Source organism: Palaeococcus ferrophilus DSM 13482, assembly GCF_000966265.1.
Lineage (GTDB): Archaea > Methanobacteriota_B > Thermococci > Thermococcales > Thermococcaceae > Palaeococcus > Palaeococcus ferrophilus.
Genome location: NZ_LANF01000007.1, coordinates 23,479 through 46,554, shown reverse-complemented (window position 1 = coordinate 46,554; position 23,076 = coordinate 23,479). Strand labels below are relative to the sequence as shown.

23 protein-coding genes and 1 tRNA gene are annotated in these 23,076 nt (G+C 56.4%); 7 read left to right on the top strand and 17 right to left on the bottom strand.

Going from position 1 to position 23,076, the window contains the following annotated elements:
- Positions 1-137: 137 nt before the first annotated feature.
- Together PFER_RS02595 and PFER_RS02590 are read right to left on the bottom strand one after the other, a co-directional pair.
- Positions 138-1,328 (bottom strand): molybdopterin molybdotransferase MoeA, encoded by a 1,191-nt coding sequence (locus tag PFER_RS02595; RefSeq protein WP_048148471.1) that lies wholly within the window; start codon positions 1,326-1,328, stop codon positions 138-140.
- 4 nt (positions 1,329-1,332) lie between these two features.
- Positions 1,333-1,842 (bottom strand): MogA/MoaB family molybdenum cofactor biosynthesis protein, encoded by a 510-nt coding sequence (locus tag PFER_RS02590; protein WP_048148468.1) that lies wholly within the window; start codon positions 1,840-1,842, stop codon positions 1,333-1,335.
- A 108-nt stretch (positions 1,843-1,950) separates the two neighbouring features.
- Here PFER_RS02590 and PFER_RS02585 point away from each other — a divergent pair, with 108 nt between their 5' ends.
- Genes PFER_RS02585 through map form a run of 4 tightly spaced genes read left to right on the top strand, consistent with a single transcriptional unit; the run spans position 1,951 to position 6,658 of the window.
- On the top strand, positions 1,951-3,312 hold the full coding sequence (locus PFER_RS02585) for an MATE family efflux transporter (RefSeq protein ID WP_048148466.1): 1,362 nt from the start codon (positions 1,951-1,953) through the stop codon (positions 3,310-3,312).
- Positions 3,313-3,362: 50 nt separating this feature from the next.
- Entirely contained in the window at positions 3,363-4,262 is a 900-nt protein-coding gene (locus PFER_RS02580; RefSeq protein ID WP_048148464.1) for a hypothetical protein, read from the top strand.
- Positions 4,263-4,311: 49 nt separating this feature from the next.
- Positions 4,312-5,757, top strand: a complete 1,446-nt coding sequence (gene proS / locus PFER_RS02575) for a proline--tRNA ligase (RefSeq protein ID WP_048148462.1) — start codon at positions 4,312-4,314, stop codon at positions 5,755-5,757.
- Positions 5,758-5,767: 10 nt separating this feature from the next.
- Positions 5,768-6,658, top strand: coding sequence for a type II methionyl aminopeptidase (gene map, locus PFER_RS02570; RefSeq protein WP_048148460.1), 891 nt, complete (start codon positions 5,768-5,770; stop codon positions 6,656-6,658).
- Here the strand turns inward: map and PFER_RS02565 are convergent.
- From PFER_RS02565 to coaBC, 10 genes are all read right to left on the bottom strand, one after another.
- Positions 6,651-7,721 (bottom strand): mRNA surveillance protein pelota, encoded by a 1,071-nt coding sequence (locus tag PFER_RS02565; RefSeq protein ID WP_048148459.1) that lies wholly within the window; start codon positions 7,719-7,721, stop codon positions 6,651-6,653. The two genes, map and PFER_RS02565, sit on opposite strands and share 8 nt — an antisense overlap.
- A gap of 67 nt (positions 7,722-7,788) precedes the next feature.
- Positions 7,789-8,916, bottom strand: coding sequence for a sodium ion-translocating decarboxylase subunit beta (locus tag PFER_RS02560; RefSeq protein WP_048148457.1), 1,128 nt, complete (start codon positions 8,914-8,916; stop codon positions 7,789-7,791).
- A 6-nt stretch (positions 8,917-8,922) separates the two neighbouring features.
- A complete protein-coding gene (locus tag PFER_RS02555; protein ID WP_048148455.1) occupies positions 8,923-9,378 on the bottom strand; it encodes an acetyl-CoA carboxylase biotin carboxyl carrier protein subunit in 456 nt (151 codons plus the stop codon).
- 5 nt (positions 9,379-9,383) lie between these two features.
- Entirely contained in the window at positions 9,384-9,773 is a 390-nt protein-coding gene (locus PFER_RS02550; protein ID WP_048148453.1) for an OadG family protein, read from the bottom strand.
- 10 nt (positions 9,774-9,783) lie between these two features.
- Positions 9,784-11,352: an acyl-CoA carboxylase subunit beta gene (locus tag PFER_RS02545; protein WP_048148450.1), complete on the bottom strand. Its 1,569-nt coding sequence runs from the start codon at positions 11,350-11,352 to the stop codon at positions 9,784-9,786.
- Positions 11,353-11,457: 105 nt separating this feature from the next.
- The gene (gene rtcA / locus PFER_RS02540) at positions 11,458-12,459 is read right to left on the bottom strand and encodes an RNA 3'-terminal phosphate cyclase (protein WP_048148447.1); all 1,002 of its coding nucleotides are present in this window, start codon (positions 12,457-12,459) and stop codon (positions 11,458-11,460) included.
- Positions 12,459-13,661, bottom strand: a complete 1,203-nt coding sequence (locus PFER_RS02535; RefSeq protein ID WP_048148445.1) for a hypothetical protein — start codon at positions 13,659-13,661, stop codon at positions 12,459-12,461. Before PFER_RS02535 ends, rtcA begins: the two co-directional genes overlap by 1 nt.
- 54 nt (positions 13,662-13,715) lie before the next feature.
- Complete coding sequence (locus PFER_RS02530; protein ID WP_048148443.1) at positions 13,716-14,228, bottom strand: metallophosphoesterase; 513 nt, start codon at positions 14,226-14,228, stop codon at positions 13,716-13,718.
- 74 nt (positions 14,229-14,302) lie between these two features.
- A tRNA-Ala gene (locus PFER_RS02525) sits at positions 14,303-14,379 on the bottom strand.
- Between the two features lie 54 nt (positions 14,380-14,433).
- On the bottom strand, positions 14,434-15,645 hold the full coding sequence (coaBC, locus tag PFER_RS02520) for a bifunctional phosphopantothenoylcysteine decarboxylase/phosphopantothenate--cysteine ligase CoaBC (protein WP_048148441.1): 1,212 nt from the start codon (positions 15,643-15,645) through the stop codon (positions 14,434-14,436).
- A gap of 125 nt (positions 15,646-15,770) precedes the next feature.
- Here coaBC and fdhF point away from each other — a divergent pair, with 125 nt between their 5' ends.
- A complete protein-coding gene (gene fdhF / locus PFER_RS02515) occupies positions 15,771-17,750 on the top strand; it encodes a formate dehydrogenase subunit alpha (protein ID WP_048148440.1) in 1,980 nt (659 codons plus the stop codon).
- Positions 17,751-17,837: 87 nt separating this feature from the next.
- Here the strand turns inward: fdhF and pyrH are convergent, their stop codons facing one another.
- Together pyrH and PFER_RS02505 are read right to left on the bottom strand one after the other, a co-directional pair.
- Positions 17,838-18,515 carry a UMP kinase gene (gene pyrH, locus PFER_RS02510; protein WP_048148438.1) on the bottom strand — a complete coding sequence of 226 codons (678 nt, stop codon included), beginning with the start codon at positions 18,513-18,515 and terminating at the stop codon, positions 17,838-17,840.
- A 48-nt stretch (positions 18,516-18,563) separates the two neighbouring features.
- Positions 18,564-18,872 (bottom strand): hypothetical protein, encoded by a 309-nt coding sequence (locus PFER_RS02505; RefSeq protein WP_048148436.1) that lies wholly within the window; start codon positions 18,870-18,872, stop codon positions 18,564-18,566.
- Between the two features lie 89 nt (positions 18,873-18,961).
- Between PFER_RS02505 and PFER_RS02500 the strand changes: the two genes are divergently transcribed.
- A complete protein-coding gene (locus PFER_RS02500) occupies positions 18,962-19,210 on the top strand; it encodes a hypothetical protein (RefSeq protein ID WP_048148434.1) in 249 nt (82 codons plus the stop codon).
- On the opposite strand, the gene PFER_RS02495 is transcribed toward PFER_RS02500, so the two are convergent.
- The 3 genes from PFER_RS02495 to PFER_RS02485 all read right to left on the bottom strand — a co-directional run bounded on the left by PFER_RS02495 (position 19,192) and on the right by PFER_RS02485 (position 22,302).
- Positions 19,192-20,238 (bottom strand): M42 family metallopeptidase, encoded by a 1,047-nt coding sequence (locus tag PFER_RS02495; protein ID WP_048148432.1) that lies wholly within the window; start codon positions 20,236-20,238, stop codon positions 19,192-19,194. The genes PFER_RS02500 and PFER_RS02495 overlap by 19 nt on opposite strands.
- Before the next feature lie 50 nt (positions 20,239-20,288).
- Positions 20,289-21,644, bottom strand: a complete 1,356-nt coding sequence (locus tag PFER_RS02490; RefSeq protein ID WP_048148431.1) for an ATP-binding protein — start codon at positions 21,642-21,644, stop codon at positions 20,289-20,291.
- Positions 21,645-21,705: 61 nt separating this feature from the next.
- Complete coding sequence (locus tag PFER_RS02485; protein WP_048148429.1) at positions 21,706-22,302, bottom strand: hypothetical protein; 597 nt, start codon at positions 22,300-22,302, stop codon at positions 21,706-21,708.
- Between the two features lie 59 nt (positions 22,303-22,361).
- Between PFER_RS02485 and sfsA the strand changes: the two genes are divergently transcribed.
- The gene (gene sfsA / locus PFER_RS02480; RefSeq protein ID WP_048148427.1) at positions 22,362-23,075 is read left to right on the top strand and encodes a DNA/RNA nuclease SfsA; all 714 of its coding nucleotides are present in this window, start codon (positions 22,362-22,364) and stop codon (positions 23,073-23,075) included.
- Position 23,076 lies beyond the last annotated feature (1 nt).

Sequence of the window (23,076 nt, the reverse complement as noted above, 5' to 3'; positions counted from 1 at the left end):
ATTAAAACGCCGCGGCAATACAAAGAGCCCTACATTATCGGCAGTTCGGATAAAGTCGAATACTTGACCCCCAACGAGCTGGAGAAGAGGTTGAGAAAGCGGAAATAACACAATGGGCAGCACTGAAGGAAAAAAGACTAAAGAAGCGTTATCCAGACCTCCTCGCCCTCGCGGTAGCCCTCGCTGTCCTCCGGAACCTCCAGATATGCGTTGCTCTCCACGATAGCGCTTATTATTCCGCTCCCCTTCTTCCTTATGGGCCACGCCTTCCCGTCCTCGTAGTAGACCTTGACGAACTCGTGCCTCCCGAGGGAGGACGGCACCTTGCCCATGAGCCTCGCCTTCACTTTGACGGGTTTGTAGTCCGCCCCGGCGAGCTTTGCAATGGCGTACTTGACGTAGAGGTGGAACTGCGCAAAGACGGCCGCTGGATAGCCGCTCATGACGAAGACCCTCTCCCCGTAGCCTATGGGCCTCCCCGGCTTGTTGGTGCACCCGTGGAAGAGCAGCCTAACGAAGCGGTGGGCGTAGTCCTTCTCCCCGAAGGCGGAGCCACCCGTGATGAGGACGAGGTCGCACTCCATCTTGGCGCGCTCTATGGCCTTCCCTATCGCCTCCTCGTCGTCAGGGATTACACCGTAGAATACTGGCTCCCCGAAGTGCTCCCTCACGAGGGCGGTCAGCATAACGGAGTTCGTCTCCACTATCTTGCCCGAGGCGAGGGCCTCCATCTCGGGCTCCTCTATGAGTTCATCACCTGTGACTATTATGCCCGCCCTTGGTTTTCGCTTCACCTTGACCCTCTTTATTCCAAACGCCTTGAGCATGGCCAGGTCGGCCGGCCTCAAAACCCTGCCCCTTTTGAGAACTATCTCCCCTTCCTTAACGTCCTCACCCGCGAAGGCCACGTTCTGGCCGGGAGCAACGGGCCGGAGGACGTGGATTTTGTCGCCCTCTCGCTTGACCATCTCCTGCATCACGACCGCGTTGGCCCCCTTTGGGAGCTTGTTGCCCGTCATGAGCTTTACCGCGGTGCCGTTAGTGACCTCGCTCTTACTCTCAATGCCCGCGGTTATCTCATCCACCACCGTGAGCTCCACGGGATTGTACTCCCTCGCCGGGAAGGTGTCCTCCGCCTTGAGCGCGTACCCATCCACGGCCGATCTGTCGAAGGGCGGGACGTTGTAAGTGGCCCTAACGTCCTCCGCGAGAACCCTTCCGAGGGCCTCCTCGAGGGGGACTTCCTCCACACCCGGGAGCTCCTCCAGATCCCTCAGGGCCGTTTCAAGGGCTTCCTTATAGGGCGTGAGCTTTTTGAACTCGCGCATGCTCTCACTCCCTCGCGTGCTTCAGGAGGTGGTAAGCTTCCTTCTTTATTATCCCGATGCCCGTCTTCACCGCGTTGAGGCTTCCCGGCAGGCAGAAGACCACGAGGGCCCTTCCACCGCTCCTTATCACCCCTGCGGTGGCCCTTGTGAGGACGGCGGCGCTCCCGACTTCATCAAAGCTAAGCTTTCTGAAGAGCTCCCCAAACCCGGGAATCTCCTTGTCGAAAAGGGGCGAGAGACTCTCTATGGTTACATCCCTGCTCGTTATTCCCGTCCCGCCAGTGGTTATCACAACATCCGCCCCCTTCTCGAAGGCGTCCAAGATGGCACCTATTATCGCGAGCTTCTCATCGGGGACAACTGAGTAGTGAACGAGCTCGTTCCCGCTGAGGGCCTCGATTATGAACTTCCCGCTGGCGTCTTCCTTCTCTCCCCTGCTGGCGGTGTCGCTGACGGTCACAACCCCAAACTTAAACTTTTTCGGCGCTTTTTTCCTGTGCTCCTCGGCACCCATGCTAACACCCCGGTTTAATTTTTCGTGAAAGTTTAATAACCTTAGCCCAGAAAGTCTTATAAGTTCCACTGGATTTTCACCGTGTAGATAACTATCTAAGTGATCCCCATGGACCCCATGAAAAAACGCATATGGGAGCTCGCGTGGCCGGCAATACTGGCCAACATCACGGGGACGCTCGTCAACCTAGTGGACATGATAATGGTGGGCCAGCTGGGCTCTCTCGCGATAGCGAGCGTTGGTCTGGGCGGCCAGTTCTCCTGGTTCATGATGCCCCTCATGTTTGCCGTTTCGACGGGAACGCTGGCCCTCGTCGCGAGGTTCGTTGGGGCCAGGGAGCTCGACACGGCAGAGAAGACCCTTGAGCAGAGCATATACCTCGCCTTTCTCATGAGCCTTCCCGTTCTCCTCGTGGGAGTGTTCCTTGGGGACGACGCGCTGAGGATCATGGGGGCCGAGGAGGATGTGGTACGGCTGGGCTACTCCTACATAAGGACGTTCTTCCTGTTCTACCCCATCAACTTCATGAGCTTCACGGCCTTCGCCGCCCTCCGCGGTGCCGGTGACACGAAAACCCCCATGAAGCTCAGCGTACTAACAAACGTGCTCAACGTATTCCTCAACTACGCCCTGATCTTCGGGCACTTCGGCTTTCCCCGCCTCGAGGTCGTCGGTGCGGCCCTCGCCTCTGGGATAGCTATAACCATCTCCTTCCTTGTCGGGCTCTTCCTATTCCTTGGCGGCCGCCTTGTGCTCGGCCTCCACCTCACGTTCAGGCCCGACTTCCACACAATAAAGCGCATCCTCCGCATTGGAATCCCCGCCACAATAGAGAGGGTGATATTCAGCTTCTACAACTTCATATACATCAGCATAGTCACGCGCTTTGGGACGATTGCCTTAGCGGCCCACCAGGTGGGCCTGCGCGTCGAAAGCCTCGCCTACATGCCGGCCTTCGGGTTCAACGTGGCGGCTTCGGCCCTCGTGGGGCAGAGCCTGGGGGAGAGGAACCCGGAGAAAGCGGAGAGGGTCGTTTACGAGACCCTCAAGATGGTGACGGCCTTTATGGCGGTGATGGCCGTTGTACTCATAGTCTTCCCCCGCTACCTCGTCATGCCCTTCATCACCCGGAGCGACCCCAACTACCCCGAGATAATGCGTCTGGCGGCGATATACCTCATAATCGTCGGCATAAGTGAGGTTCCCCTCGGGTGGCTCTTCGTGCTAAGCGGTGCCCTCCGCGGGGCAGGCGATACCAAGAGCCCCATGTACGTGACGGCCGTCAGCAAGCTCCTCTTCAGGCTCGTCCCCTCCTACGTCCTTGGCTTTGGGCTGACGCTGGGACCGTTGAGTATTCCCGGGATGGGGGTTATAGCCGCGTGGTTTGCGATGACGCTCGAGACCTTCACGAGTGCGGCCATGTTCTGGTGGCTCTTCAAACGTGGGAAGTGGAAGTACATCAAAGTTTAGGAGCGGTAGGGATTTAAACCACAGATCCCCTAATTCCTCGGGTGGGACGAATGGCGCCTAAAATGGAGAGACTGCTGGACGATGTTGCGTACTACTTCGGCGAGGAGGATAGGGGCAGGGTGGCGGAGATAATAAACGCGTTCCTGAAGCTCAGAGAGCACCCGCTGTCCCCAATAAACCCCGGACGGGGAAGACACGCCGTTCTCATCCTCATAAAGCGCTTTGGCAACGTTGAGCGCAGGGTGGCGGTCTCCCTTGAGGAGCTCAAAACCCTCTCGAGGTACAGCTATCCCCCGTACGCCGTGGAGATACCGTTCCATGTGGGTAGGGACACTGTTTACTCCGGCTCCATCGGGGGGAGCGAGACCGTCTTCATAGGAGAACCGCGGATGCTTGAGAGGGTTGAGCGCTTTACGGGTGAGGTGCTAAGGAACGCGCTGCTCAGACCAAGGGAAATCATCGTTTTCAGGAACCAGGCGTACCTTACGTTCCCCGGTGCGAGGTACGTATCCTTCGACTTCACGGACGGCATAGCCCTAGCCTTCTCGAACGTCTCGGAGATGGACCTGGTGGAGATATTCGACGACGCCATCCTGAGGGTTGATGAGCTCTTCAGCAGGAAGAACAAGGCCATGTACAAGCTGATTTTTCTCACCGCCCTGCAGAGGCTTGGAGCCTTCGAGCGCTTTTTCCACAGGTACGTGAGGCCCCACATGACGCCCGAGCAGGTGGATTTTCTGAACGAGATGCACTCCGAGAGGAACTTCCTAACCCTCCTTCACTCGAACCTCATTAGGGTGGGCTTTCAGACGGTGCCGGATGAGATAGGCATACTCGTGAGGAGGCGTGCCGTTCCCTACCGACCGCTTGAGATAGGCATAATTTTTGGCGAGGGTGGTATTGAGGTCTCGGGCAGGGCCTCCAACGTGCTCGTTGACTTCATGGTGTGAGGGCGAAAACGTTAAATCCCTTCCCCCTTTTTTAAGCTCAGGTGGTAGGATGAAGGTTAAGAGGGAACGCTGGCAGAGGGAGTTTAGTGAGTGGTACAACGAGCTTATAGAGACCGCGGGAATACAGGACAAGCGCTACCCGATAAAGGGGATGAACATATGGCTCCCCTACGGGCTGAGAATAATGCGCAACATCGAGGCGTTCATAAGGAATGAGATGGAGCGTACGAATCACGAGGAGGTTCTATTCCCGGCTCTAATCCCGGAGACGGAGTTCCAGAAGGAGGCGGAGCACATAGCGGGCTTTGAGGGCGAGGTTTACTGGGTCACACACGCCGGCCTCAACCCCCTCGACATTAAACTCCTCCTCAGGCCAACGAGCGAAACCGCTATGTACTCCATGTTCTCCCTGTGGATAAGGAACCACGCTGATCTGCCCTTCAAGATCTATCAAATAGTGAACGTTTACCGCTACGAGACAAAGCACACGAGGCCGCTCATCCGTGTTAGGGAGATAAGCCGCTTTTTTGAGGCCCACACAGCCCACAGGGACTTTGAGGATGCTGAGAGGCAGATAAGGGAAGACATAGAGATATTCGACAGGCTCGCAAAGTTCCTCGCGCTTCCCTACATAATCTCGAAGAGACCCGAGTGGGACAAGTTCCCGGGAGCCTATTACTCTGTTGGCGCTGAAGTTGTCATGCCCGACGGCAGGACGCTCCAGATAGGCACGATGCACAACTACAAACAGAACTTCGCGAGGGCCTACGACATCAAATACGAGACAGAAACCGGGGATCACGAGTACGTCCACCAGACGACCTTTGGAATGAGCGAGCGTCTTTTGGCGGCTCTGATAGCTGTCCACGGCGACGACAGCGGAATGGTTCTCCCGCCGACCATAGCACCTATACAGGTTGTCGTGGTGCCAATCCCCAAGAAGGACTCCCCCTACGATGTGGTGGCCTACGCGAGGGGTATAGTTGAGGAGCTGAGGAACGCGGGAATAAGGGCCCACCTCGACGACAGGGAGGGCATAAGGCCCGGAAGGAAGTTCTACGACTGGGAGCTCAAGGGAGTCCCGTTGAGGGTGGAGGCCGGCCCCAAGGACGTCGAGGCAGGAAAGGCCGTTATAGCGAGGCGCGACAAGTTCGAGAAGGTCACGGTGGAGCGCGAGAAGGTCGTTGATGAGGTCAGGAGGCTGATGGATGAGGTAATGGCCCACCTCTACGAGCGCGCGAGGGAGTTCCTCGAGGGGCACATCAAGCGCGTCGAGACGATAGAGGAGGCCAAAGAGGTGTTCGAGGACAGGCGCGGAATAGTCGAGCTCCCGTGGTGCGGCGAGGAGAGCTGCGGCCTGGAGATGGAAGAAGAGCTCGACGCCAAGATGCTTGGAATCCCCTATCCCGAGGAGACGGCGAGGATCGAGGGCAAGAAGTGCCCGCACTGCGGCAGGGAGGCCAAGTTCATAGCGAGGTTCGCCCGCACATACTGAGGTGAAGGAGATGGAAGAGGCACTGGAGAAGCTCATCAGGGCGGGCGAGATAGCGAAACGCGTAAAGGAAGAAGTCAGGCCCATGATAAAACCGGGGGCAAAGCTCTACGACATAGCGGAGTTCGTGGAGAATAGAATAGTGGAACTTGGGGGGAAGCCTGCTTTCCCCTGCAACCTCTCAATTAACGAGGTGGCGGCCCACTACACCCCCTACCGCGGCGATGAAAGCGTCCTCAGGGAGGGCGACTACCTCAAGCTCGACCTCGGGGTTCACGTTGATGGCTACATAGCCGACACAGCCCTAACGTTCCGCGTCGGCATGGACGAGGACGAGCTCATGTTGGCGGCAAAAGAAGCCCTAGAGGCGGCCATAGCAACGGCCAGGGCTGGAGTAAAGATAAGCGAGCTTGGAAAGGCCATAGAGGAGGCCATACGTAAGAGGGGCTTCAACCCCATCGTCAACCTCAGCGGGCACAAGATAGAGCGCTACAAGCTCCACGCTGGAGTAAGCGTTCCCAACATATACCGCCCCCACGACAGCTACGTCCTCCAGGAGGGCGATGTTTTCGCTATAGAGCCCTTCGCAACAACCGGTGCGGGTCAGGTCATCGAGGCCGAGCCAACGCTCATCTATATGTACCTCAGGGACAGGCCGGTCAGGATGCCCCAGGCGAGGAAGGTTCTCGCCCACATAAAGAAGGAGTACGGAACGCTCCCCTTCGCCTACCGCTGGCTTCAGGGCAAGTTCTCCGACGGCCAGATAAGGCTGGCCCTCGGTCAGCTCGTGCGCGTCGGGGCGGTCTACCCCTATCCAGTGCTCAAGGAGATAAGGGGTGGGCTGGTTGCCCAGTTCGAGCACACGATAATAGTGGAGAAGGACGGCGTTAGGGTGACTACTTGACCCTGAAGCGCAGAAGCGCTGCTATTCCGCCTATCGCCTTTAACTTTTCTCCACCCTCGTGCTCCGAGCTCACCACGACCACCTCCGCCCTCATGGCCCTCGCGTACTCCATGAGCTTCTCGATTTTCTCCTTTATCTCGCCCCTCAGGAGCTCATCCAGGACGAGAAGGGTCTCTATGGCACCGTAGTTGGCTGCCTCCTCGACCTCTTTGAGTCCGTAGGCCACCAAACCGTTTTTGCTTATCTCCGCTATCACCTTCTCCACGAGCTGGACTTCTTTCGCCACGCGGTTCTCGTGGTAAACGCGGTCAACAATGCCTCGCTTTATGACCTCGTAGATTCCAGTCCTTCCCGTGACGCTCGTGTCCTCAACGACGACCTTCTTCGCCAGCTCTGGGTAATTCTGCCCCAAAAACTTGTGGAAGTCTTCCTTAACGAACCCCGGGCCGGCAACTATAACGCGCTCGGCCTTCTCCCTCGCGAGGATTTCCTCCATCGTCTTGGCCACGTCGTGGAAGAACTTCTTCTCGTCCGCTTCCCGGTTAGTGTTGTAGCGCTTCCCCCCAAGGTTGTGTCTTATGCTCGTCACTACCTCCACACCGTACTCCCTCACGACGGCCATATCCGCCTCGCCGTCATCAATGACAACTATGACCACCTTCGCCCTCTTCGAGGCCTCCTCCGCCTCCCTGAGGCGGTCGAGCTGGTAGCCCTTCCATTTGGGCTTTTGGATGGTTATGACCGTTCCTTCCTGAACGGTTATCGTGTGGTACTTGCCGAGGGGAACCTCCTCGCTCGATGAGTGTATGATGGGGCCCGTAATCCTCAGGTTGTTGGCAAAGCGATGGAAGTCAATCTTTTCAGCTTTAACGCCCAGAAAAACGGGTATCACCTCAACCTTCTCGGCTCTCAACGAATCACTCCTCTGGGCCTTCTTTCGGAGGGTCCTGGCGTAGACGTGGTCTCCTTCCTCGACTATGTGATAGAGATGCCAGAGATCGTCCAGCGTCTCGGCCTTGACCTTAATCTCGCCCTTTTTCATGTCCCTATGAAGAATCTTCATTCCACTCCCCCCGCTGGTGTAGGGGGACACCCCTTAAAAATCTGTCCCGAAAGAAAAAGTAAAGGGCTCAGCCGAGAGCGCTGAGCAGCACACCGGCCGCGACGGCCGTTCCTATAACTCCTGCAACGTTGGGCCCCATGGCGTGCATGAGGATGAAGTTTCCGGGGTCTTCCTCGCTCGCCAGCCTCTGGACCACCCTTGCGCTCATTGGAACGGCTGAAACTCCTGCGGCTCCTATCATGGGGTTGATTTTTCCGCCGGAGAGCTTCATCATGAGCTTCCCGAGGAGCACTCCACCGGCTGTGGCTGAGGCGAACGCCACCACACCGAGGGCAAGTATCTCGATGGTCTGGAGCCTTAGGAAGGACTCCGCGTTCATGGTGGAGCCCACACCAAGGCCGAGGAATATCGTCACTATGTTCATGAGCTCCTCCCTGGCGGCCTTGCTGAGTCTCTCAACCACGCCGCTCTCCTTGAACAGGTTGCCTATCATGAGCATGCCAACGAGCGGCCTTGCTGCGGGAACGAGGAGGGTGATGATTATCGCTGCAGCTATTGGGAAGATGACCTTCTCCCTCTTTGAAACGGGTCTGAGCTGCTCCATCCTTATCCTTCTTTCCTCCGGCGTGGTGAGGGCCTTGATGACGGGAGGCTGTATGAGAGGCACGAGGCTCATGTAGGAGTACGCTGCTACCGCCGTCGCTCCAAGTATCTCTGGAGCAAGGCGCGTGGTGAGGTATATCGTCGTCGGCCCGTCGGCGCCGCCTATGATGCCTATGCTTCCCGCCTGCTGGGGCGTGAAGCCGAGCAGTATGGCGGTGAGCATGGCGATGAAAACGCCTATCTGGGCCGCCGCTCCAAGGAGGGCCGTTTTCGGGTCCGCTATCATCGGCCCGAAGTCCGTCATGGCTCCAAGGCCGAAGAATATGAGGAGCGGCACCACTTCGGTCTCTATGAGGTAGTGCTTTATGAGGTAAAAGAGGCCGTGGGGCGCTTCCGTAATCCCCGTGAGGGGGAGGTTGACTATGACGGCGCTGATGCCTATGGGCAGGAGCAGGAGCGGCTCCATCTCGTACCTTATGGCCAGATAGATGAGCGTCAGGCCCACGAGTATCATGACCAAGTTGCCGACGCTCAGGTGGAGGAGCCCCATCCCGTTGAAGAAGTCAATGACTGCCTGTTCCAGTCCCGCCATTTTCCATCACCCGAGTTCTATTAGGAGCTGGCCGGTATCAACCGTCTCCCCTTCCCTAACGTGTATTGCCTTAACGACGCCGTCCATCGGTGAGGGAATCTCGTTCTCCATCTTCATTGCCTCAAGGACGAGCAGACCCTGGCCCGTCTTGACCTCCTCGCCCTCCTTAACGAGGATTCTAAGGATTTTTCCGGGCATCGGGGCCGTTACCGCGTTTCCACCGGCGGCAGGTGCAGCGGGCTTGGGCGTCTCAATCGGCGCGGCAGGCACTGGAGCCGGGGCTGGAGTGGGCGTGGGCACGGAAGCCGGCTGGGCCGGAAGGGCAACTGGTATTCCAAGGTCCTTAGCCTTGACCTCGTAGCTCTCGCCCTCGAAGCTTACCTTAAAGCGTCCTCCACCGAGTTCCTCTATCTCAACCTCGTACTCAACACCATCAACGATGACCTTAACCTTTCCGGGCATGTTTATCACCACTTTCCGAGTTCGTAGTTAAAGTTCTCAACCTCTTCCATCTGGCTCTGAAGGCTGTAAAGGCCCCACTCCCTTGAGGGAAGCTTCTTAAAGGGGAGTGGCCTGAGCTGGGCGTTCTTCTCAGCGGTGTAGGCAAGCAGTGCGGCCGTTATTATCGCGAGTTTCTTGGGCTCTATCTTCGCCTTTGGCGCCTCTTCCGCTGGCTTCTCAACGGCCTTAGCGACTGACGGGGCCTCAACCGCTTGAGTCTCCTTCTCCACGAGTCGCCTCTCCAGCCAGCCTATACCGTACATGGCCAGGGAGAGTATTATGAGGACTCCAAAGACCACGGTAACACCTAAAATGGTAATGTAAAGGCCTTCAATGAAGGCTCCCATTGAGACCATCTCTCACACCTCACAGCGGTATGTTGCCGTGCTTCTTCGGGGGCAGCTTGACGCGCTTGCTGGCGAGGGCTTCGAGGGCCATGATGATCTTGCCCCTCGTTTCGGCCGGATCAATCACATCGTCAATGTAGCCCCTGGATGCGGCAACGTAGGGGTTAGCAAAGCGCTCGCGGTACTCTGCTATCTTCTGATGTCTTACTTCCTCCGGGTTCTCAGCTTGAGCTATCTCCTTCCTGAAGATGATGTTGGCGGCTCCCTCAGGCCCCATAACGGCTATCTCCGCGGTGGGCCATGCAAACACGAAGTCAGCACCGAGGTGCTTGCTTCCCATGGCGAGGTAAGCCCCTCCATAGGCCTTTCTCAGGATTACGGTGACCATCGGAACCGTTGCCTCGGCGTAGGCGTAGAGAACCTTCGCTCCGTGCCTTATGATTCCCCCGTACTCCTGCTGGACGCCGGGGAGGTAGCCCGGAACGTCAACGAGCGTAACTATGGGGATGTTGAATGCGTCGCAGGTTCTAACGAAGCGCGCTATCTTGTCCGAGCTGTCAATGTCGAGGACTCCTGCGAAGTGTATGGGGTTGTTGGCGACGATACCAACCGTCTGGCCGTTCATTCTCGCGAAGCCAACGACGGCGTTGGGCGCGAAGTAGGGCAGAACCTCGAGGAAGTCTGGGTTGCCGTTCTCGTCCCTGTCAACTATCTCGTAGATGACCTCCCTCACGTCGTAACCCTTGTTCGGGTCGTCCGGAACTATCTCGTAGAGCCTGTCGCTCTTCCTGAAGGGAAGGTCCTTAACCTCAACGCGCGGGGGTTTCTCCATGTTGTTGAGCGGGAGGTAGCTCACGAGCTTCCTCACGAGGGCTAAGGCTTCCTCGTCGCTTGAGGCAAGGAGGTGGGCTTGTCCCGCTTTCTGGGCGTGCACCATTCCACCGCCGAGCTGTTCGGAGGAGACCTCCACACCCGTTACCGCCTTAACGACCTGCGGGCCGGTGATGAACATAAAGGTTGAGGGGTTGTTCACCATAACTATGAAGTCGCCTATGGCGGGACTGTAAACGGCCCCACCCGCACACGGCCCCATGATGACGGTTATCTGGGGCACAACACCGCTGGCAAGTGTGTTCATCTTGAATATCTCACCGTAGCCCTTGAGCGAATCAACGCCCTCCTGTATCCTCGCTCCACCGGAATCGTTGAGGCCTATTATCGGCGCCCCCGCCTCCATGGCGAGCTCCATAACGCGCTTTATCTTGGCAGCGTGCATCTCGCCGAGGGAACCGCCCATGACTGTGAAATCCTGGGCGAAGACGAAAACCAAGCGCCCGTCTATTGTTCCGTAGCCGGTGATGACTCCATCGGCCGGGAGCTCCTTCTTGTCGAGGCCGAACTCCGTACCGCGGTGCTTGACGAACATGCCTATCTCGACGAAGCTGCCCGGGTCGAGGAGCTTCTCAATCCTTTCGCGTGCGGTGAGCTTTCCCTTGGCGTGCTGCTTTTCGACGGCTTTTTCGCCACCCATCTGGGTGATTTTCTCCTTCCTCTCATACAGTTCGTTAACCTTCTCTTCCATGCTCATGAAGACCACCTTCGGGGAATCTGTGGAGTTGTAGTTTGTAAAGTTTAAAAGGGTTTTCATGGCCGTAAAATGCTCAAAAGAACACAGGAGAGCATGAAGCGAGGTTCATACCTCCAAAGTCCGGACCATTTTCCCATCCACCTCAAAACGCCTCCCCATGAAGCGCTCCACGACCCACACGTTGGTCCTCAGGTGGTTGGTAACCTTGCTCACGCAAATCCTGCCACCGGAGAAGGCCATAAAGGGAATCACCTGATCCCCAAGGAATCTATCAACGGCACAGCCGCCTTCAAGTTCCTCCTTGAGCTCAAGGGCCGCCTCTCTTCCCACGACCTCCGCGGGTTTGCCTCTCCTCCCGAGGGCATCACCACCGAGCCTGAGCGCATCCGTCTCCGCCCACAGGACTATTCCGCTCCCGGGACCGAGGGATTTCGAGACCTCCAGCTCAATCTCCACATTATAATCCCTAAGAACCTCCTCTGCGGCCCTAGCCTGTCTCTCGGCAACGTGGGAGGGGAGGTTCGTGGCATGGCTTATCCCGCTTATGCGTTTTATCTCTGAGAAGCGTTCGGCCACGAGCGGCTTTCTTCTCTTCCACGGCTCAACGCTTCCACGCACCACTCCCCCGCCCTTTGGATAATGCCCCCTGCGCTCCACCTCGAGGTTAACCATAACCCCAATCCTCTCCAGGGCGAAGAGGGTTACGTGCTTCATGTAGTCTATCGGGGGCGACCACGCGACGTCCGTACCTCCGGAGATGCGGAATTCAACGGGTTCCGGGGAGAAGGCCATTGCCGGAAGAAGGGCCTGGAGAACGAGACTTATGCTACCCGCTGTGCCGACGTTAACCTCTATCCTCCCGCCCCTGAGCTCACCGGGATGGAACTCGAGCGTCTTTGATCCCACCCTCGCGCCCTTGACCCTCCCGTCCGTAAGCTCCTTCAGGGCCAGAACCGCGTGGAGGTGCTGGGGCCTGAGGCCAGGGTTCGGACGGTTGGCGCGTATGTTCACTATGCGAACGGATTTCCCCGTTATGGCGGAGAGTGCTACACTCGTCCTTATTATTTGGCCTCCTCCCTCTCCGTAGCTCCCGTCAATCTCAATCATCACTCCTCCCCAATCATAATGTCTATGACCTCTTTTAAAATCTGCAGCTCGTCTCTGTCTGGATGGCGTTCCTTCAGCTTCTGGTGGAGCTTCTTGATGTTCTTAAACGCCACCATAGTCCTGTATTCCGCGGGGAGTCTGCGCACTTCGGAGAGGGGAAGTTTTTCGTCGAACTCCCCTTGGAGGAGCTTTACCCAAGTATCCTCGTCAAGGCGGGGGAGGTTTATCGTGACCGGGAAGTTGAGGGTGCTGTAGCGCCCCCAGTTGGTTGTCTCAACCACCATTATGAAGTCAACGGGTATCTTGTGCTGTTTGTGTTTGAGGTAAAATTTAACGTATCCTCTCTTCTTGAGGCGCTGGAGTTTTTTAACAAGCTCCACGGGTGGCTCAAGGAGTACCAGAAATCCTCTTGTCGCCTTAAGGAATATCGGGGCGGTGTAAACGAACTCCTCCTGCTTCTTGAATTCGAACTCTTCCATTGTATCGAGGTAATAGTCCCAGAATATTACGGGGGTCTTAACGAGGACGCGGTCAACCTTCGACTGCACCTCCCTGTGGAGTTCGGGGTCAAAAATACGCACTATTATCTCATCCTCGATGCTTATCTGCCTGGGAATGAGAACCTGCCCCTTTATTATAGATGCCAGAACCTTTTCAAGGTCTATACCTGCTTCGTTTATTATGAGTGTGTCCTCCTTGAGGTTGAGCTTGCCCAGTGCAGAAACATACTTCTTGGGAACCTCCCCGGGAGGGATTGCGTTGAGGTCTATGTACGGTTCAATCTCCTTCTCCTCGACCTCCCGTGGCCTCTCCTCCACTTCCTCGCGCTTTTTCCTCTTCAGACTCTCGTAGAGCTCCTTACTTATGGCGGTTATCTGGTATACCTTCTCCAGGTCGCCCACGTAGAAAACACCGTTTGAGAAGAGTTTGAGACCCATGCGGGCCAGATACGCGGAGAGTTCCTCCTCCGTTTTGGTACTTATGATGCCCTTTTCGGAGACGTCCTCAAAGCCATGGTCAACCACGACAAAATCCGTGGGCAGAAGGCCCTGATCGTTAAAAAACTCGCTCAGAAGTTCGGTCGCACTGTCCTTACCTAGGGCGTAAACCTTGACGAACTCAATCTGCTCCTTCTCCCTTACACCTATGAGTATGAGGGAGTCTACCCTCTCCTTGGGGGCCAGAAGTTCGGTGTTCCTCATAGTCGAACCCCGTAACCTAATGGAGGTCAAGATATAAAAGAGTTTCCGGAGGTCTCAAAGACTCATGAGACCCAGTATTTCTTCCGACTCTATGTCCACTATGCGGACTTCCCTCTTCTTCGTGTCGAGGAATGCGACGCTCTTAACGCCACTCACGTAGCCGCTGACTTCGCCCGGGTTCAGGAGGAGGGTTCTCCCGTTTTCTGCTATCTCGTACCTGTGGGTGTGCCCCCTCACAACTACGTCGTATGCCTGGCTCCTTGTAAATGCCCTCACGACCCTCTCGTCCGTACCGTGGAGAACCACCACCTTAAAGCCGTCAACGGTCAGCTCCAGTATCTCGTCCTCAACCCCGAGGGCCTCCCTTAGACCCTCCCTCTCTCCATCGTTGTTGCCAAAAACCCCCTTCAGCGGGGCGTTTAACTTCGAAAGTTCCCTCTTAACGAAGGGGGCCACGTAGTCTCCGCAGTGAATGACGAGGTCAACGTTCTCCCGGTTGAAGAGCTCCACGGCCCTCCGTATGGCCGGGAGGTTGTCGTGAGTGTCACTCATTATCCCAACGAGCATACCCTCACCTCACATCTACTCCAGAAATGTCATTAATAAGCTTATTCCCAAGGGAAGGTTCGAGAAGGAATGTATGGTGGACCGGGCGGGATTTGAACCCGCGGCCTACGGCTTGCGAAGCCGTCGCTCTCCCAAGCTGAGCTACCGGCCCGCGTCCACAAGGTAGAAGAGATGGAAGGTTTTTAAGGCTTTCGGAAAATGGGGGTCAGAGGTGGACAACCACCTCATCCCAGAGCCTCTCCGCCAGCTCGCGCTTGCTCATCCTTGGGAGTTTCTTGACGTGCTCCCTGCCAACGAGCACAACCTCGTTCTCCTCGCTTCCAAAGGCCTTGAGCGTGTTGGCAACGACCAAATCGCTTCCCGCCCTCTGAATCTGCTTCCTGGCTGCCTCAACGAGCTCCTCCTCGCTCAGTCCTGTCTCTGCCTTGAAGCCCACGAGGAAAACCTCCGGCTGGAGCTCCTTCACGAGGTCTATTATCTTGGGGGTCGGCTCGAGCTCGAGCGTTATGCTCTTACCGCTCTTTATCTTCGCTCCTGCCTTCTCCTTAACGCGGAAGTCGCTTACCGCTGCTGCCAGAACGACGGCGTCGTACTTCTTGGCCTTAAGCTCGTTCTCTATCGCCTCAAGCATCTCCTCTACGGTCTCGACCTCGATCTGGTTCTCAACGAGGCTGGGCACGCTCCCCTTCGTTCTCACCAGCGTCACTTCCGCGCCGCGGAGCTCCGCCTCCTCCGCTATCGCCACCCCCATCTTCCCGCTGCTCGCGTTGGTTATGTAGCGTATTGGGTCTATGTACTCCCTCGTGGCTCCGGCTGTAACGAGGACGCGCTTCCCCTCGAGGCTCTTGGGGTGGAGCTTCCTCATGACGTGGTAGACTATTTCCTCGATCGAGGCGACTTTGGCCTTGCCCTCCTCGAACCTCGGCCCTATGAACTCAACTCCAAGTTTCTTTAGCTTCTCGATGTTCTCCTTCACGATGGGGTGGTCGTACATCGTGGAGTGCATCGCAGGGGCTATCATTATTGGGGTGTGGGCGAATGCAGTCGTCACGACGGTTGTAACTGGCGTATCATCAATCCCGCAGGCGATTTTTGAGATGGTGTTTGCGGTGGCGGGACAGACCAGAACGAGGTCGGCCTTGTTCTCGTGCTCTCCAGCGAGTTCAACGTGCTCGATGAAGCCCGTGATTTCCGTCACAACAGGGTTCCCGGTGGCGAACTCCATGGCGTATGGGTGGATTATCTTCTGGGCGTTCTCGCTCATTACGGCGTGGACTTCTGCACCGTGTCTTATAAGCTCCCTCGCGAGCTTGACGCACTCCACAGCGGCTATGCTTCCTGGAATGGCCAGAACGATTTTCTTACCAACGAGCTTCCGGCTCTTGGTGGCGTAAATAAGCCTAACGTGATGGAGCATGTTATCACCTTCACTAACTCTACCGGCCACCTCTAAAGGTTTTGGGGAGATTTTTGGCATTTAGGCGTTGAAATTCACCGAAACCTTTTAAATTTTTGACGTTTTCATATAAACAAGGTGGTAGCGTGAAGCGGGTGGTATGTCCCTACTGCGGTTTCGGATGCTCTCTCATTGTGGAAAACCTCACGGTGCGTCCCGATAAGAACTCCCCCGTGAACAGGGGACTGCTCTGTCCAAAGGGGCTGAGGGCCACGGAGTTTATCTCCCATCCCGAGAGACTTAAGAAGCCCCTGAAACGCGAGAACGGCACCTTCAGGGAGATTTCATGGGCCAAGGCAATGGAGGAAATTTCCTCGAAGCTGCTGGAGATAAGGGAGTTCTACGGGCCGGGGGCGATAGGCTTCATAGCATCCTCGAAGTGCTCCAACGAGGACAACTACCTCTTGGCCAAGCTCGCCCGTATCCTCGGGACGAACAACATAGACAACTGCGCGCGTCTCTGCCACGAGGCGAGCGTCCACGCCCTCAAGAAAGCCCTTGGTATGGGCGTCCAGACGAACCCCTACGAGGATCTGGAGCGCTTTAAGGTTCTCCTGATATGGGGCTACAACCCCGCGGACACACACCCCGTGCTCATGAGCTACCTCCACAGGGCCCGGAAGCGCGGGGCGAAGATAATAGCGGTGGACGTGAGGGAGACGCTGACGACGAGGTGGGCTGACCTGGCGCTTCTCATCCGGCCCGGGACGGACATAACCCTCGCCAACGCGATGGCCCACGTGATAATAAGGGACGAACTCTACGACGAGGCATTCATCGAGAGGAACACGCGGGACTTCATGGAGGTCGCAATGGCCACGAGGAAGTACACCCCTGAGTACGCGGAGAGAATAACGGGCGTGAAGGCCTCGCTTATAGAGCAGGTGGCAAGGGAGTTCGCCCTCGCCGGGAGCGGTGCGCTTATGTGGGGGATGGGACTTACGCAGCACGTCTCCGGTGTCGAGAACGTTCTCGCCATCATAAACCTCGCGCTCCTCACGGGCTACATCGGCGAGAAGGGCGGCCTGTACCCCGTCAGGGGCCAGAACAACGTCCAGGGGGCCGCTTACATGGGTGCGCTTAGCGAGTACCTCCCCGGCTACGTCGAGCTCACCAACGGGGAGTTCAGGGAGAGGGTCATGAGGATATGGGGGGTTGGCAGCATCCCAATGGAGCGCGGCCTTTACCTCACTGAGTTCTTCGACGCGATAGAGAACGGGGAACTGAGGGCCCTCTACATAATGGGTGAGAACCCTGTGGTGAGCGAGCCCAACAGCAACGCGGTGGTGAAGGCCCTCAAAAAGCTCGACCTCCTCGTGGTTCAGGACATCTTCCCCACGAAGACCTCCCGCTATGCTCACTACGTCCTCCCGGCGGCGGCCTTCTGCGAGAGGGAGGGAAGCTACATGAACAGCGAGAGGAGAATACAGTGGAGCCACAAAGTTTGCGAGCCTCCCGGGGAGGCGAAGCCGGACTGGGAGATTATAACAATGCTCGGCAGGGCCCTCGGGCTTCCTGGGTTCGATTACGGGAGGGTAGAGGAAGTGACGGAGGAGTACTTCAAGCTCTTCCCCGAGCTCGAGGAGAGGAGCGTTGAGGAGCTCAAGAACTCCTACGGCTTTTTCCTGCCGAGAAAGAGGCTGTACACTTGGGGGTTCCCGACGCCTGGGGGAAAAGCCTTCTTCAACGCCGTGGAGCAGATACTCCCCTGGGAGACGCCAGACAGGGAATATCCCCTCACGCTGATAACCGTAAGGGCGGGGAGCCATTACAACACGGGCGAGATGACGCTGAGAAGCCCCTCCCTCGTGAAGCTCATGGAGGAACCGGTGGCATACATAAACGGGGCCGACGCGGAGAGAATGGGAATAAAAGACGGGGACGAGGTGATAATCGAGACGCGCAGGGGGGCGGTGAGCGTGAAGGCCGTTATCGGTGGGGTTCAGGAGGGCACGGTGGTCGTTCCCTTCCACTTCGGGGCCAACGTACTTACTAACGATGCCCTCAACAAAGCGGGAACCCCCGAGCTCAAGCTCACCGCCTGCCGGCTCCGGAAATCCACGTGACCCCCCGCTCAAGGGGTTTGGTTTTTATCCTATACTCCCTATATCCTAAAATTAAACAGTATCATGAAGAAGAACAAAGGGAAAACCTCAGGGCTCCACAACCGTTCCACCGTGTTTCCCCTTCACGACATCGAAGAGGTGGTAGGCATCGCTTTTCCCGACGATGTAGGTCTTTATCCCGCCGCGCTGGATGAACTTTGCAGCCAAAGCATCCACGACCCCGCTTCCTCCGGCCTTGCTCTCGGCTTGCATGGCTATCTCGACGAGCTGATCAGTCGTTATTTTGTCGAGCTTCTTTGCATCTGGGTTCTTCCTTGGGTCGGAGTCGTAAACTCCATCAACGTTGGTGACCACAACGAGAAGGTCCGCCTGAAGGTACTCCGCGAGGAGAGCTGCAACAGCGTCCGTCGTGTGGCCCGGATGCGTTCCCCCCATTATCGGGATTTTCTTGACCTGCATGACCTCCCACGCCTTACGGAAGTCCTGAACGACGAATGGATAGGCCTTCTCCCCAAGGGCCGCTATCAGGAGCATCGCGTTTGCACGGGTTATGTGTATGCCGATGTAGTCCTTGAAGGTCTCGTTGGGCGTGAAGGTCTTGGCTGCCCTGATGTACTCCCTTGCAACCCTTCCTCCCCCGACAACGACCGCTACCTCGTGATCCTCGCTTATCTTCACGAGCTCGTAGGCGATGTGCTCAATAAAGTCAATGTCCGGCTTATCCGGGACGAGAACAGACCCTCCAATGTCGAAGACTATCCTCATGTAGCACCCTCCCGGAGTTGGGGAGGGGGGTTTATAATGTTTCCGGGGCTAAAGTTCTCCCGCCTGTTGCTTGAGCCTCACGTACTCTGCCAGGTCAAAGAGTATAGTCTCCACGAACTTCGCCCACGGGTAGTCGTACTCGAGCCACTCTTCTATGAGGTTTCCCCTCCCTCTTACGATGGCCTTAAATTCGGAGTAATAGAGGTCTGGGCTTCCCAGTATATCGTAGAGCTCAAGCTTGTTCCAGAGGTAGTCCGCCATAAACTCCACCCTGTCTTTGACCCACTCAACATCCCTCTTATCGGGCTCGATCGGTATCGGAAGCTCAAAAAATATGGCTGGGTCTATCGGCTCCATAATCCCTCGCCATATGTATTTATGTCCTCCAGGTATTTAAGCCCTGCTCCCAAAAAGTTTATAGTGCCTTCACCCCAGTGGGTGTGGGGATGGAGATGGGAGAGAGGGATCTAAGGCTCATCGAAGAAGGTATAATAACCCTCCTGATAACGTGGCTCTCATACCTGTTCTTCTACCAAAACTACCTGCTCTACAAATGGCACCGTGGCCTGCCGCTCCCATCAAAAACGCCGTTCCTTCTGGCGGGCCTGGCGGTTGGACTTATCTATGCCCTCTACGCATCAAGAAAGCTCGAAAAAGAGTTTAAAGAAGGGGAAGCTCAGAGCTTCAGCTCGTGAATCTCCTCGAGAACCTTGACGGTAAGCTTGACGGCTGCATCAACATCGCGCTCATCAACCACTTCGGTGTTTGAGTGGATGTAGCGTGCGGGGATGCTTATCCCTCCGCTCGGAACGCCGCTCTTGTTGAGGTGAATCGCTCCAGCGTCGGTTCCTCCCCCGAGGAGAATGTCCCACTGGTAGGGTATCTCGTGCTTCTTGGCAACCTCTTCCATCCAGCGGACTATGGTGGGGTGGCATATCACGGAGCGGTCCATTATCTTTATCGCAACGCCCTTTCCAAGCTGGGTGACCTGCTTGTGCTCCGGAGTTCCGGGAACGTCAGCCGCTATGGTGACATCGAGCGCAAAACCGTAGTCCGGGTCTATGCCGAAGGCCGAAACCTTCGCTCCCCTAAGGCCGACCTCCTCCTGAACCGTTGCCACGAAGTAGATATCGGCGTCGGTCTCCGCCAGCTGTCTGGCTGCCTCGACGAGTATGTAAACCGCTATCCTGTCGTCGTGGGCGAGGCTCACAAGGCGGTGCTTTCCGAGCTTCTCGAGCCTTCCGTCCCAGGTGATGACGGTGCCGATCTTAACACCCATTTCCTCTGCCTCTTCCTTGCTCTCCGCTCCAACGTCAATGAAGACCTGGTCCCAGGTCGGGGCCTTGCTCCTCTCCTCGGGCTTCTGGATGTGGGGAGGAACAGATCCACCGACACCGTAGATGTACTCGTTCGGCCCGATCCAGACCTTGAAGCGCTGGGCTATGAGCGTCCTCGGGTCAACGCCTCCAACGGGAGCAACGCGGAGGAAGCCGTTCTTCTCTATATGGGTGACCATGAGTCCTATCTGGTCCATGTGGCCCGCGAGCATGACCTTCGGACCGGTGCCCTTCTTGTGGGCTATAACGTTGCCGAGCTTGTCCACCTTTATTTCATCGACGTGGGGCTTGAACGCTTCAATTACCACATCCCTGACGCCAAGGAACTCGTAGCCGGTAACTCCCGGCGCCTCTATAATCTTCTTAAGCAGCTCGAAGTCAACCATTCCCATCACCTTCCGTTTAGATTTCCATCTGAATGTCTGGTGAAGAATATTTAAGGTTTTAGGTGGGGAAGCAGTTCCTCAACGGTCATGCAGTCATCGCACTTTCTCCCGAAGTCCCTTGCCACGAGTAGGTAGCGCCTCTCGCCCTTCCACGGAACTAGCTGGGACTTGGCGACCAGTTTTCCAATCTCTCTGGGGCCGTCAACGTTCCTGCTCCACTTGGCCTCGATGAAAGTAGCCTCTTTTTTCTCCCTGTTTATGGCAACGAGGTCTATCTCGTAGTTTCTGCCCCACTGGGGCCCTATCTCGTCAAAAGTCAGTAGATTTCCATTGAGCTCGTGGAGGATGTCCTTTAGGGTTCTCTCGAATGCCCTCCCGAGGAAGCTTTCGAGCCTTCCCTCCAGGAACCTCCTAAACGCCTCAATGTCGCCGGCTTCAATGTTCTTCCTCTGCGGCTCGATGAGGGAAAACCAGGCCTTTATGAATGGGTCGCTTATGACGTATCGGGAGCGTCTGCCGCCGAGGATAGGTTTTTCACGCTCGATGAGACCGTAGTAGTCCTGGAGAGCTTCGAGGTACTTGGAGACGCTCCCCGGCTTCATCCCCAGGGCATTTGCTATCTCGACGAGCCTGTTCTTCCCCCCTGCTATTGCCTGGAGGATTGAGAAGTATGTTCTGTAACCCTTTCCGAACTCATCCATCAGGAGTCCTTCTCCCTCGGAAACGATGAACGTGGAGTATTCAACGGCCTTCGTGAGGAGTTCTAAGGGTTCATCCTCACCGAGCAGCTCCAGGAGTTCGTAGTATTTGGGTACACCTCCGAAGAGGGAGTAAAAGGCCACCTTCCTTTCTGCATCTTCAACCCCTATATCCCCCAGCATTCTGAAAACGTGGGAGGGCTTTAGGGGCCTGAGCTCCATAAAGATTGAACTCCTCCCGTAGAGCGGCGCCTTCCGCGAGGCGAAGAGCTTCTTCATCATGCCGAGGTATGAACCCGACAGCACCATGAGGAGCGGCTTCTCCGCGTTTCTGTCTATGAACCTCTGGAGCTCGAACGCCATTGACGGGTTAATCCGGAGGACGTTCTGGAACTCGTCGAAGAAAACTGCCTCCGGGCTTATCCGCTCCAGATACTGAAGGAGATCGCGGAAAGTGGTGAATTCTGGGGAGTAGCCGAGTTTCTCCCGTATCTCCCCTGAAAAGTCCTCCATTAGGAGCCTCTCGCTTTTGACACCAACGAAAAAGTCCAGGAACTTCACCCCGTTTCTCTTAAAGAACTCTCTCACAAGCCTTGTCTTGCCCACCCTCCTCCTGCCGGTTATCACGACCACAACGAGCCTTGAGCGGGACGCTTCCAAGGCCTTCTCAAGGGAGGTCATCTCGCTTTCCCTGTCGTAGAATTTCATTATTATCCACCAATTGGATTATCCATAAACTGGATAAAAAGTTTGTGCTGGAATCCCCCACTCACGGATAAATCCTCACTCCCATCGCCCTCTCGCCGTTGTCGTAGATTTCTTTGATTTTGAAGAGGTACGCGGGCGTTCCCCTCCAGTCCCTCGGCCTCTCCGGCCTGTGGAAGACGTCATGGACGGCGTTGGTGTACTCCCACACCTCGTCACCCTTGTGCACCTCCACCTCGCATCTGACCTCGTAGGATGTGCTCGGCGGCGTGAAGAAGAGCACCGTTGCTTCCCTGCTTCCTCCAGTGACGTTCGCCCAGGTGTGCTTTTTGGCGAGTTCGAGGGACACCAGCTTTGTGAAGTCCATCTTCTTCCTCACGTATATCTCGTTGAGGAGAAAGTCGAGGGCTTCTCTGGGGTTGTAGGGCCTCTTTAGTTCTTCTCGCAGTTTTTGAAGGGTCTCCTCCAGATATTCATCCTTGTGGATGAACCCTATCCCCTTGATCGACCCATTCGGGCCGGCCCTTCCGCAGGTTATTACGGCCGGGTTGTGCCTCGTGAACCCTATCAGCGCCTCCGGCCCGAACTTTCCCTCCGCGAGCTTTCTTATTCCTTCCACCCTCTCCTCGAAGGCGTATTTGATGAACTCCTCCGGTATCATCGAACCACCGTTTAAGTTTGCCCTCAAAGTTAAAAACGTCTTTCGGTGTAGTTTATTTCATGACGAAACCCGTACTGCTGACCCTCAACGTCGTTCCGTGCAGGTTCATCGAAAGGCTCAACCGCTTTGTAGCCCTAGTTGAAGTAAACGGCGAGATTAGGAAAGCTTTGGTGACAAACACCGGCCGATTAGAGGAGTTCATGGTTAAGGGGAGGAGGGCCTTCTGCACACCGAAGAGAGGAGGGAAGACGGACTTTGTTTTAATTGCGTTCGAAGACCTGGAGGGGGAGGGCGCGATAATAGACACCAGAACCCAGGCTAAGGCCTTCGAGAGGGCCGTTGAGCTCAACCTCGTCCCATGGCTTAGAAATTGCCTCATAAAAAGGAAGGAAGTCACCGTCGGAAAGTCCCGCCTCGATTACCTCTTCGAGTGTCCAGGCGGTGAAATCTACGCCGAGATGAAGAGCGCCGTCCTCCGCGGTGGGAAAAGGGGAGAGTACGCGATGTACCCCGACTGCCCGAGCGTGAGGGGCCAGAAACACATAAGGGAGCTGATAGAGCTGTCAAAGGCTGGAAAGAGGGCTATGATATTCTTCATCGGTGCGATGCCCGGCGTTGAGAGGTTCAGGCCCTACAAGAAGGGCGATCCCGAGATAGCAGAGCTTTTGAAAGAAGCCAGGAAAGCAGGGGTGGAAATCCACGCCCTGAGCATCTCGCTCCTGCCCGACGGGAGGATCGTCCTCGAGCGGGGCGAGCTTGGGGTTAAGGTGTGAG

Bases quoted from the DNA above. Each gene is read 5' to 3' on its own strand.
- proS (WP_048148462.1), top strand. From the start codon at position 4,312: ATGAAGGTTAAGAGGGAACGCTGGCAGAGGGAGTTTAGTGAGTGGTAC.
- PFER_RS02495 (WP_048148432.1), bottom strand. From the start codon at position 20,238: ATGGTTGACTTCGAGCTGCTTAAGAAGATTATAGAGGCGCCGGGAGTT.
- PFER_RS02500 (WP_048148434.1), top strand. From the start codon at position 18,962: ATGGAGATGGGAGAGAGGGATCTAAGGCTCATCGAAGAAGGTATAATA.
- PFER_RS02580 (WP_048148464.1), top strand. From the start codon at position 3,363: ATGGCGCCTAAAATGGAGAGACTGCTGGACGATGTTGCGTACTACTTC.
- map (WP_048148460.1), top strand. From the start codon at position 5,768: ATGGAAGAGGCACTGGAGAAGCTCATCAGGGCGGGCGAGATAGCGAAA.
- PFER_RS02590 (WP_048148468.1), bottom strand. From the start codon at position 1,842: ATGGGTGCCGAGGAGCACAGGAAAAAAGCGCCGAAAAAGTTTAAGTTT.
- PFER_RS02505 (WP_048148436.1), bottom strand. From the start codon at position 18,872: ATGGAGCCGATAGACCCAGCCATATTTTTTGAGCTTCCGATACCGATC.
- PFER_RS02560 (WP_048148457.1), bottom strand. From the start codon at position 8,916: ATGGCGGGACTGGAACAGGCAGTCATTGACTTCTTCAACGGGATGGGG.
- PFER_RS02485 (WP_048148429.1), bottom strand. From the start codon at position 22,302: ATGATACCGGAGGAGTTCATCAAATACGCCTTCGAGGAGAGGGTGGAA.
- sfsA (WP_048148427.1), top strand. From the start codon at position 22,362: ATGACGAAACCCGTACTGCTGACCCTCAACGTCGTTCCGTGCAGGTTC.
- pyrH (WP_048148438.1), bottom strand. From the start codon at position 18,515: ATGAGGATAGTCTTCGACATTGGAGGGTCTGTTCTCGTCCCGGATAAG.
- PFER_RS02550 (WP_048148453.1), bottom strand. From the start codon at position 9,773: ATGGTCTCAATGGGAGCCTTCATTGAAGGCCTTTACATTACCATTTTA.
- PFER_RS02585 (WP_048148466.1), top strand. From the start codon at position 1,951: ATGGACCCCATGAAAAAACGCATATGGGAGCTCGCGTGGCCGGCAATA.
- PFER_RS02535 (WP_048148445.1), bottom strand. From the start codon at position 13,661: ATGAGGAACACCGAACTTCTGGCCCCCAAGGAGAGGGTAGACTCCCTC.
- PFER_RS02565 (WP_048148459.1), bottom strand. From the start codon at position 7,721: ATGAAGATTCTTCATAGGGACATGAAAAAGGGCGAGATTAAGGTCAAG.
- PFER_RS02490 (WP_048148431.1), bottom strand. From the start codon at position 21,644: ATGAAATTCTACGACAGGGAAAGCGAGATGACCTCCCTTGAGAAGGCC.
- rtcA (WP_048148447.1), bottom strand. From the start codon at position 12,459: ATGATTGAGATTGACGGGAGCTACGGAGAGGGAGGAGGCCAAATAATA.
- PFER_RS02595 (WP_048148471.1), bottom strand. From the start codon at position 1,328: ATGCGCGAGTTCAAAAAGCTCACGCCCTATAAGGAAGCCCTTGAAACG.
- PFER_RS02545 (WP_048148450.1), bottom strand. From the start codon at position 11,352: ATGAGCATGGAAGAGAAGGTTAACGAACTGTATGAGAGGAAGGAGAAA.
- coaBC (WP_048148441.1), bottom strand. From the start codon at position 15,645: ATGCTCCATCACGTTAGGCTTATTTACGCCACCAAGAGCCGGAAGCTC.
- PFER_RS02555 (WP_048148455.1), bottom strand. From the start codon at position 9,378: ATGCCCGGAAAGGTTAAGGTCATCGTTGATGGTGTTGAGTACGAGGTT.
- PFER_RS02530 (WP_048148443.1), bottom strand. From the start codon at position 14,228: ATGCTCGTTGGGATAATGAGTGACACTCACGACAACCTCCCGGCCATA.